Raw genomic sequence first — 431 nt, 5'->3', positions numbered from 1 at the left:
CGAGAAGCGTCTGCGTCGCCGCCGGCATCGCGTAGAGCTCCATGGCCGGGAAGCTCTGCTCGGCGAGCACCGGCGCATCGGTCTGCGGGCGCGGCGCGGTCTCCGCGACCCAGCCCGCCACCGCCGCGGTCCCAGCGAAGGCCCGCTTGTAGACGCCCCCGGAGATGGCCCGCACCGTGGCGATGGCGCGGATCGGCGAGAGGTTGGAGAGGCGCGAGAGCACCTCCCGCTCGACGTTCGGCGGCACGAGGTAGCCGCCGTCCGGGCCGGAGCCGGCGCTGAGCGCCTTCTCCTCGAGGCGCTTCAGGCCGGCGCTCTCGCCGGCCCGGACGTAGAGGTCGAAGGCCGCCTTGTGCTCGGTCATCGCCTCCGGCACGCGCTCGCCACTGGAGAGCGGCGGGCGGGCGCGGTCGAGGCTCATCCGGTCGAGG

Annotated in this window: 1 protein-coding gene; it reads right to left on the bottom strand. The window is 74.9% G+C overall.

The genetic code is table 11. The annotated features are described in order from the left end of the window. A partial coding sequence (locus RAD15_RS44035) for a phage major capsid protein (RefSeq protein ID WP_458184899.1) occupies nt 1–431 on the bottom strand: 431 nt, incomplete at both ends.

The sequence above is a fragment of the Bradyrhizobium sp. 14AA genome (assembly GCF_054185205.1).
This window is presented reverse-complemented; position numbering and strand designations above follow the sequence as displayed.